The 9,860-nt window shown below is 49.3% G+C and carries 7 protein-coding genes; all 7 read right to left on the bottom strand.

Going from position 1 to position 9,860, the window contains the following annotated elements; all coding sequences use genetic code 11:
• Nucleotides 1-243 precede the first annotated feature (243 nt).
• Complete coding sequence (locus tag BLU87_RS15045) at nucleotides 244-456, bottom strand: NINE protein (protein ID WP_092350300.1); 213 nt, start codon at nucleotides 454-456, stop codon at nucleotides 244-246.
• Between the two features lie 94 nt (nucleotides 457-550).
• Nucleotides 551-922 carry a hypothetical protein gene (locus BLU87_RS15040; protein WP_092350298.1) on the bottom strand — a complete coding sequence of 124 codons (372 nt, stop codon included), beginning with the start codon at nucleotides 920-922 and terminating at the stop codon, nucleotides 551-553.
• A 364-nt stretch (nucleotides 923-1,286) separates the two neighbouring features.
• Complete coding sequence (locus BLU87_RS15035) at nucleotides 1,287-4,343, bottom strand: molybdopterin dinucleotide binding domain-containing protein (protein ID WP_092350296.1); 3,057 nt, start codon at nucleotides 4,341-4,343, stop codon at nucleotides 1,287-1,289.
• Nucleotides 4,344-4,355: 12 nt separating this feature from the next.
• A complete protein-coding gene (locus BLU87_RS15030) occupies nucleotides 4,356-5,054 on the bottom strand; it encodes a 4Fe-4S dicluster domain-containing protein (RefSeq protein WP_092350294.1) in 699 nt (232 codons plus the stop codon).
• A 301-nt stretch (nucleotides 5,055-5,355) separates the two neighbouring features.
• Nucleotides 5,356-6,777, bottom strand: coding sequence for a sigma-54-dependent transcriptional regulator (locus BLU87_RS15025; RefSeq protein WP_245706622.1), 1,422 nt, complete (start codon nucleotides 6,775-6,777; stop codon nucleotides 5,356-5,358).
• On the bottom strand, nucleotides 6,770-8,707 hold the full coding sequence (locus BLU87_RS15020; protein ID WP_092350290.1) for an ATP-binding protein: 1,938 nt from the start codon (nucleotides 8,705-8,707) through the stop codon (nucleotides 6,770-6,772). The genes BLU87_RS15025 and BLU87_RS15020 overlap by 8 nt, the downstream gene beginning before the upstream one ends.
• A complete protein-coding gene (locus BLU87_RS15015) occupies nucleotides 8,695-9,435 on the bottom strand; it encodes a substrate-binding periplasmic protein (protein WP_092350288.1) in 741 nt (246 codons plus the stop codon). The genes BLU87_RS15020 and BLU87_RS15015 overlap by 13 nt, the downstream gene beginning before the upstream one ends.
• Nucleotides 9,436-9,860 lie beyond the last annotated feature (425 nt).

The following is a 9,860-nucleotide window of genomic DNA, read 5'->3' as shown; positions in this document are numbered from 1 at the left end:
GCGATCGGCACTGAATCAGTTTTCGATTATGTTTGAAGGGCGGATGCCGCTACTTTAACCGGCGGGCTATTTACACAATTTACTTTACAGGCCCCCGAAATACCCTGAATCTGGCTCCCAAGATATTGCCTCGATCCTGTCCGGAAATACTTGACCACTACAATTTTAGAATCCCGAATAAAAAAGGAAAATAACGTCACCATTATTTTCCTTTTTTGTACTTTAAATGACCGGATGATCAATTTAAACTAGTGCATTGCCGTTGGCATCGGTAAAGCCGCCGGTTAGGATCATTATAAAATCAATCAAAGCCCATATGCCCAAACCTCCCAAAGTCAGAAGTTGGAGAATTCCTGTCCCTGTCTTACCTACGTAAAACCGATGAATGCCAAGACCTCCAAGCAATAAGCAAAGCACTACGGCCGTTATTTTCTTTTTTGCGACTCCATTTGTCATGATTTTCTCCATTGTTCTCGTTACGTTTGTATGCCAATCAGGTTCTAGATACTAGAACCTTCCTCCCACTGCTGAGAGGTAATAATTATATCCATTAACCTTGTGCGACAAAAAGTCCCAAAAGAGCAATCAGTGATAACGTAGATAACAGGATGCCGGTAACAGCCATCCCTTTACCTTTTCTTTGTGTGGAGACACTAACGATCCCAAGCACAAGACCCAAGATAGCAAAAAAAGCGCATCCAATAATTGTGTCAGAGTCCCAACCACTGTCGTCAAAAAAGGTTAAGAACATCATCATGCCCAAGATCATCGAGGGAACTGGCAACCATAAGGTCCCATCCTTCGTTACACTAATCGATGTATTCGGATCCATTTGCCGAACGCCACATTTCGGACAGATTTCGGCTCTCACACTTATTAAAGATCCACATTCACGACAAAATTTTTCATTAGCTGATTTCATAAGCCACTATTAACCATCTTTAAATTCGTAAAAATACTTTTAGTTAAGCTTTGTGTTGTACTAAGGAAATACAGACAGGTGACTTCTTTTGAAACTCTAAGACTAGAGATACATTACTCTTTTCTGCCAAAAATCCTTAAGCGGTGATTGAATTATTACACCCTGCCCATAATTAATGTCAACAAATAATATTGTTTAATTTTATGTTTTTTGATTCTGGTTAGGGAAATGGCAGGAGGGTTAACATAGATAAAAGAGACCCAATATCTTATTGCCGATGCGCTTAGTTGAGAAAAAACTGTCGGCTACCGAACAAAAAGGTAGCCGACAGATTCATCTTACTTTGACCATGTTGTATCAAAACTTAGGACAGCTTGGTGACCTTGACGCTGACACCGTGCCGGGCAGTGCATCCGGTCCAGTAATCGAGAAGCAAGCTGGCACCAGAGCGGGTCGGATCCGTTGGCAACATCGGGTTGACGCTGGTTCCTGTCGCTCTTTCCTTAATCGCTTGGATGACCTTGCCGTCGATGATCCGCTCATCGCCACCGAAACCACGGGTATGGCCAAAACCGGTACTGACCGAAATGGCGCCCTTGACCACTCCGTCATCGGTCTGTAACTCCCCATCGGTATGCTGACCTGAAGGGCTGGTTATTCTCACCTTGTCACCGGATTTCAAACCGAACTCTTGGGCCGTGTGAACGTTCATGTACACATAGTTGGTCGGGCTGAACTCTGCGGTGCGTTTGAAGGCAACCGAATAGGGCGAACGAATGACCGACTTGTAGCTTGAAAACAACAATGGGAATTCTTTCTGACTCCAGTGTTGCTCCCAGCTGTCACCGTTCCAGAAATGGTTTGGTCGATACGTTGGAATTCCTGGATAGGGTTGACCACTGTAGGCATGAATGTAATCGGTGACCGCTTCATTGTAAATGCGCAAACAACGCCCTTTATGACCACTCAGGAAATCACCAGAGTAGCGCGAAACATTCTCATAGTAGCCTCCTCGAGAGAGCACCGCGGCGACAGCTGCTCGTTCTGTAGCGGTCAACTTGTCATTGAGGGGTTGCATCGCCCGCTCGGCACCGGACCATCGCATATCTTCTTTTGTAACCTGCGGCAAATTCTGACACAGCATCGCCGTGTTGGCCAGGTAACGGGCATTCCAGTCTTCCAAGGTAAAGAGATCGACCATACGACCGTCTTTGGCCTTTATTGCGTTCTTGCCGAAACCAGGGAGCTTGAGCATCAGCGCGACATCAATAAGAAAGCGCTCCATACAGACATGTCGACCTTGTTTATCTTTGACTGTTCTGGGGTTCACTACCGGAGCACCGGCAGAAAAACCCTTCATTTCTGCGCCCCACATGCGATCGGCAGCGTACTCTTCATGCGCCGACAGATCGGGAATAATATAGTCACACAGAGAGGTCGTCTCATTCAGGTGGCAGTCAATACCAACACTCAATCCAAGTAATTTCGGATCTTTGAGGCTCTCGATCACCTTCTGACTCAGGCCGCTATTGCCATAGGTGACGTTGTTCCGCCAGCAGAAAAACGCCCGAAACCGATAGGGATCACTATTAGCATGACTCGTCAGCATCTCCCCTGCGTGACCAACTGGTGCAATCTGCATCCAAGGAGATTTTGCCGGATAGGGCGACTGCCCCTTGGCGAGCTTGGTCTTGTACTCAGTAGACAGTTCATATTTGCCTTCTCGGCTCGCACTGATGCCGAGTTGCTTTTTGCTAAAACCGCCTTCGACTTTGCTTAATTCGTACCGATCTCCCTTGCTTCCCCGGTGGAAACCATGCCAATAAGCGGCTCCTCCTTTGGCGTGGTGTGAGCCGATCAAGGTGTTAAGCATTCCGGTCATCCAACCCGTAACGAACCCGTCAGCACTATTGGAAGCCGTGGATAACATGACACAAGAGCGGCGACCATGACTGGTGAAATCTTTAGCAATCTGCTTCAACTTTGCTTCACTAATGCCTGTCGCCTCAGCATAATCCGACAACGAAGTACGCATGGCCTCCGCTCGCATGATACTCAGGGAACTTTGAACTTTTACCTTCTTGCCACTACCGTCTTCCAACTCAGCATCGACAAACAACTCTCCGTCGCGAACAGTTTCAGCATCTGCCACTTTGCCAGTCTTGTTGTCAAAAACGACCGGATTATTTGTTGCCATCCCCAGATCTGAGCAGCGTAAGAACTTCCCATGTCTTGGGTGAGATGGGTCCATAATCACCAAGTGGCTGGCATTGGTATGGTGGAGTTCACCCTTGAGTTTAGCTGCGCTTGCGTTGGGGGTTGCGAGATGGCTGGCGTTATACCAGTGGTTCTCAAAGATCAACCTCATCAGTGCGAACAGAAACGGGGTGTCCCGACCCGGCTTGATGGGCACCCATTCACCACCAGTGTTGGCGCTGGGCGTGGTGCGCAAAAGCGGATCGACGGAGATGTATTTTAATTTATTATCGACCCGGGCATCGGCCAGCTGCCGCCCCAAGCTGTTAAGGCTGTTACCGGAGTTACCAGGGCTGGTGCCGAGGAAGATCGCGTATTCAGCCTCTTTCCAATCCGGGTGGGCATGCCAGGCTCCCTGCAACGGATCCACCGCAGCAAGTGCCAAACCGAGTCGCTGCTGAGCACCGCAATAAGCCGATTTTTTGCCAACGTTGCGGGTTCCCCAGGAGCTGTACATAAAACGTGTGTAGAAATCACTTCGGGGAGCATGCTCACTGAGATACGTGGTACAGAGATGGTTGGCGGCCGAACCAAATTCTGGCTGCCCCGGTGCGGCCTCTTTATCGAGCTGGCGAATCTCCCGCAGACCAGCGACTTTTCCTTCACCGAAGAGATCACCACCTTCAACTATCTCTTCCAGGGCTTGTTCATAAGGGATCGTCTGCCACTTCCCTTCGCCCCGCTTACCGGCCCGTTTAAGCACCTGAGTGATACGCCGTTCGTCGTCAACGGCATCGGTTGCAGCTGTACCTCGGCCACAGGTGGTAGCACGGTTGGCTAATCCTGCATCGCCGGTGAGCCGCTTAAACGCCTCTTTGACCGGCACCTTAAGGTCCAGTGGTGCACCATTGTTATTCTCACAGTATGGGTTGCCGCTCAGTCGCAAGATCTTGTCGGTCTTCTCATCAACCCTGACCCGCAATCCACAGTTATCAAAACAACCAAAACAACGCTGAAAAGCGGTTCGTTGCCCTGGAGTTTGGGTTATTTCACCGGTCACTTCATCAACCTTGAACTCTGGGGGTAAAGCATTTTTTGCGACCGAACTCAGCGGCGGCTCGGGTATTTCATTTTCTTTCTTGCTTGCATGCGCAGAGTTTGCAATAGCAACCGCACCAACTCCGGCCGCTGCCCCTAATTTACTGATAAATTTTCTTCGATCCATTATCAACTCCCTTTATCGCTGCCAATTTAAATGGTTGAGGTTCAACACTTTTTGGTCCTCGGTGTCACCTGGGAGACCGATATAAAAAATCGACGGTTGCGTCCCGGCCTCGGGTAACATGGCATAAACATCATTCGCCTTGATGGTCTGGACCAATTTTGAATCGGGAGAGTTGAGGTCGCCAAAAATCCTGGCGTGACCGACACAGCTCTCCACACAGGCCGGCAACAGGCCATAACTCAACCGGGAAATACAGAAATCACATTTTTCTGGTGCTATCTCTTCATTTTCGTCACCAGCCCGAGCGCCATAGGGACAGGCCTCAACACAGGCCTGACAAGCAATACAGGCATCCCGGTCAAGGTAAACGATGCCGTCCTTGTTTTTAGCGGTGGCATCTGCCGGGCAGACGTCAACACAAGGTGGTTCCTCACATTGCCCACATTGAGTAGGAATTGCCATGGTGCCAAAGCTCTCCTCCTGAGCTACGGTGAATTGGCGAACCTGATTACGGTTCATCCCCTTCGGGGTGCCATTTTCGATGGCACAGGCAATACTGCAGGACATACAACCAGTACAACGTCTGACATCAATCACCATGGCATAATGCTTGGCGTCGGTTTTGGTTTTTGCAAAAATCAATGCAGTCGGGATCAAGGTCAGGGGAACGGTCGCCCCCATGGCCTTCAACAAAGTACGGCGTTTGATCATCTATAACTCCTTTCGCGGTGTGGTTATGGGTGTTCTGATTATTCTCAGTCCTCTCATAGCAACCTCGGTGCCAAGATGGATAAAGTATTTATGTCCCTGAAATTACGGCTATTTATTTATTTTTTAGAAAACAAAAGGGATCAACTAAAGTTGATAGAGGAATGGCTAAAAACTCATTTTGTAAGGAAATAAGCGGAAAAAGGAAGGGGTCAACCAAAGTTGAGGATTAAACTTTGGTTGACCCCTTTTATTTGTGGTTCTTTAAGATTCAGGAGGGTCGAGCTGACAAATCTCTGAAAAATCAGGATTGTTGCTTTTTCAAGCGTTTACTCAAGGCTTGAGGGCTTATCCCTAGCAACTGAGCAGCAATATTCTGGTTGCCCTGAGAGCGCCGCAGCGCCTCGGCGACCCAAAGATCCGCCGCTTGCTTCAAAGGCGGCAAACGTTCGGGAAAAATAAACTCTGTTGAAGAAGCAGATTCGATCTCCTGCTTCGAACCTTCAAGGGGCTCTCCGTCACCATAACCTATGGCCTGCTTGAAAGAGTCCATGGAAAGTTTTCGTCCCTGATGAAGGCTAACGGCATCATAGACCATACTCCTCAACTCTCTGATATTCCCTGGAAAATAGTAGGTGGCAAGCAGAACTGCCAGCTCTTCGGGTGGGGTCGGCTTTTTCTTGCCGAGAGAGTCTGCGGCCTTTTGGAGAAAAAAGTCGAGTAGCAGCGGCAGGTCTTCGAGCCGTTCCCGGAGGGGCGGAATTTGAACATGGTGGGCATGAAGACGATAATAGAGATCCTTGCGAAAAGCTCCTGAGGACTGCATCGCAGCCAAGTCCCGGTTAGTGGCAAATACCACCCGAGCTTGAAGCCGCTTGGCGGTGTCGCTGCCGAGGGGGAAATATTCTCCCTCTTGCATCAACCGCAACAGTTTCACCTGAGACGTTGGACTCAAATCACCGATTTCGTCAAGAAACAGGGTTCCTGAGGTGGCCTTCTCAATCATTCCCGCCCGCTGAGAATCAGCGCCGGTATACGCACCACGAGTGTGACCGAAGAGGGTATCGGCAAAGGTGTTGTCGTCAAGTCCGGCAACATTAACCGCGACCCAGGGGCCCTCGGGGGTACTCACCTGGTGCACCGCCTTGGCAACCAGCTCCTTGCCGACACCGCTTTCACCAGTAATCAACACCGGTTCTGGGCTGCCGGCTACCGCCTCGATATACTGAAAAATGGAGCGCATGTGTTTGTTGCCAGTGATAATCGCCGCAAAGAGCTCTGGATGTTGTAGCTCGTGACGCATAAACTGCGCCTTCAGAGTGCGGTTTTCTCGCTCTAGTTCCATATGGTTCAGAGCCCTGCGGATCCCTGCCAGCAGACGTTCCTGTTCGGTGGTTTTAACAAAATAATCAAAGGCCCCGAGACGCATACAGCGCACAGCGGTCTCCAACTGGTTTAAGCCGCTGAGGATAATGACCGGAACAGCCGGGTGATTCTCGACAATCAACGACAATAATTCTTCTCCGCTTAGGTGTGGCATCGTCAGATCCAGTAAAATCAAACCGATCTCCTGCCGATCCAGCAGCTCTAAGACATCGCGACTGTCACTACATTCGATCAGATTGTTGATCCCGACGTTCAACTTAAGATTGACCGCCAGACTGTGCAACCAAACAGGTTCGTCGTCCACCAGCAGCAACGGCAAAAGAGGGTATTTTTTAGCCACGTTGGTTCTCCTTCTGAAGAATCGGCAAGGCGAGGACGGCGGTGGTTCCCTCACCTGGAGTAGAACTGAAATCAAGGTGACCACCATACTCCTTAACAATTCGAGCCGAAATTGACAGGCCGAGGCCGGTTCCGCCAGATTCACGTTTGGTGGTGAAAAAAGGATCCATGATACAGGGAAGATGGTGCGCCTCAATCCCAACCCCCTGATCGGACACGGTCACGATATTGGCTGCCTGCGCTGAGTCGTAGGTTGTTGTGATCGAGATCTTCCGTGTCCGGTCGGGGAGCGCCTGACAGGCATTCATGATCAGGTTGATCAACACCTGTTCGATCTTCTGCCGCCCACCCCGAACCGGCACCAGGTTTTCTGCGCAGCTGCTGATAAAATGATCGGTGGCTTTTTTGATCGCGCCTCTCGCCAATCTAACGGCGGTCTGGACCGCCTGATTAATATCGATCGTCTCTGTAGGATCATTACTGTCCTGACGGACAAAGTCTTTGAGGTCATCAACGGTTCTCCTGATGCGCTCAGCACTGTCAATCATCCCGGCAAGGAGGAGTGGAACCTCTTTTAGCACCTCCGAGTAATCCATCCCACCCAGCTCGAAGTCACCGTGCTCACGACAATGTTGTTCAAGAATCGGGATGCCCGCATCAAAAGCCTGCTGCAGCACGGGGACATTGAGCAGAATCATCGCAATGGGATTATTGATCTCGTGAGCTACCCCTGCAGAGAGTTCTCCCAACGAGGCGAGACGACTCGCAGTCGCCGCCTCTTCTGCCAACTTGAGCTTTTCTGTGATCTCACTACTCCACTCAATCACGTTGGTCACTTTGCCCTCTTTGTCCTTCAGAGGAAAGACCCTCTTTCCCCAAACTCGACCATCGGTAGTGGTGCGAGTTCCGTCGAGAGGTTCTCCAGTCTTAAAACAGGCGCTGCCGAGACAATCTTCACAGGCGGAGGCATGCTGATGCCAAAGTTGGTAACAATGTTGCCCAGAGAGGGTCATCAATTCTTTATCTAACAGGTCAGCGGCCCCTTTATTTGCCCATACAACTTTCAAATCAGGAGACAACAGAGTCAGGGCGTCGGGAATGCCATCTAAAATAACTTGAAACTCCTGAGATAGATCTTTAAATTTCTGCTCACTGCGCCGCAGCGCAACCTCAACCCGCTCACGCTCAGCAATCTCCTGACGCAACTGGTCATTGATTCTTTGCTGCTCCCGAAAAGATGTTTTCAGGTTCGTGCCCATCTGGTTGATAGAATGGACCACCAGATCCAACTCATCACCATCTTCACCCTTGTTTGATCTGCGGTTTAACCGCAACGGAGCATCCTCACTGTCGGGATCAAAGTCATTGGTATATGCCGCTAAACTATGGAGATGGCGGCCTACCACAGCATAGACAAGGAAGAGCATGAAAAACGAGACCAGGAAGGTTTTGACTGCCAGAGTGCTGATAATGATCAACGCCCGGTCAATCAGGCGCTGATACACCCCCTGTAAGTCCGCAACAACGTGCAAGGTCCCCAGAGGAATCTCTTTATCACGATATTGGTAGTTCAGAGGGTACTCCCGTTCGATGACCTTGGCTTGGCCACGGTGACCAACGGAAATCGAGGCTTCACCCTCCCGACGGATTTCGACGTATTCAATATCCGGAATTTTCAGCAGGCCGTCGAGCTGGATCTCCAGAAAAGAGTCGTTAGAAACCCACAAACTGGCGATCAGACTTTGCAGATAGCTGACCTCAATCTGCGAAAGACTCGTTTCGATACTGCGGATATCTCTGGAATATTCAAGATACAGCTGCAACGAAGTCCCGACGATCGTAATGACAGAGCTGCACAAAAACAGATAAATAACCAGTTTGCGGGCAATACCACTCTTCAATCGGCTCCAGTTCCGATCTAATCCAGCCACGACGGAACCCTCTGTAACAGCGGTTGCAGGCCATCAGCCACGATCTTATGGTAGGTGCCATCCTGTTTCATCGCCTTAAGGGCCTCAATCAAAGGAGCAATCAACATCTTATGCCTTTTGTGAAGATAGAGATACATAGGTTGGACCTCCAGTGGTGGTTCAAGCTGACTGATATCTTTCAACCCAAGGTCATGAATTGCTTGCAGTCCGGCCAAGCGTTCGTAGACCACTACGTCTGTCCTCCCTTTTTCAAGCAAGGTGAACAGCAACGAGAGGCTCTCTACCTGGGTCAAATGTGCGTCTGAAAGATTTCTTTCGAGGATTTTCCAACCCCGGACAATGCCCACACTATAAGGCGCCAAAGTATTCCAATTCTCGATCCTGATGTGGGGCCCTTTGTGGAAAGCGACAAATTCAAAATCAATGAGTTTCTCAGAAACTTGAATAAGGTTTGGATAATGACGTTGCAATCCTGTCACCCTGATCAAGTCACCATCATTGATACCTTTATCTGCATTGATCAACGAGCGTTCAGCTGGAAGGGGAGTCACTAACACCTCTTTGCCGATTCTGGCAAAGGCTTCCCGTACTATGCGATCAACAATTCCTTTTTGACCGGGAGCGGAAATAGGTGGCTCAAAAGCACTGCCGATAAATAACGGGGATTGTGCAAAGAGTGGGGAGGTGAAGACAAGCAGGAACATCGTCACAAGCAGGACTATTCTCATCCCGGAGCACCTGTGCTTGATTCGAAGTGCATAAATAACCTGGCGTCCGCGTAGCTTTTGACTCTCTTGAGAAACCGGTCAAGAACATTATCTTTACAACCGGAACAATGTCCGACCTGTGTACTGTACATAAAATATCCCTAAAAACACCCCCCTCAATAACGAAAAACAGACACCAATAAAATGATTCCAGCGGGTTCCAAAGCCCCAAGCGGCAAAAAAGCACCCAATGCTCACGGTATAGATGCCGTCGTAACTGCCCACGACTAAAGAGTCCGGTTTAAATTTTTTCACTATAAGAATAGCGATATTGCTTGTCAATGACTCTAATTGCTATGCTGACCTCTGGCCATATGCAAACATTTATCCCAAAATTGACCATCGAGATTATCCACAAATTGTCGATAAATTCTTGCTAACTGAGG

The organism is Desulfuromusa kysingii (assembly GCF_900107645.1).
In the GTDB taxonomy this organism is placed as follows: Bacteria; Desulfobacterota; Desulfuromonadia; order Desulfuromonadales; family Geopsychrobacteraceae; genus Desulfuromusa; species Desulfuromusa kysingii.
Note: the sequence above shows the minus strand (reverse complement) of the source record. Positions and strands in the feature narration are given on the sequence as shown.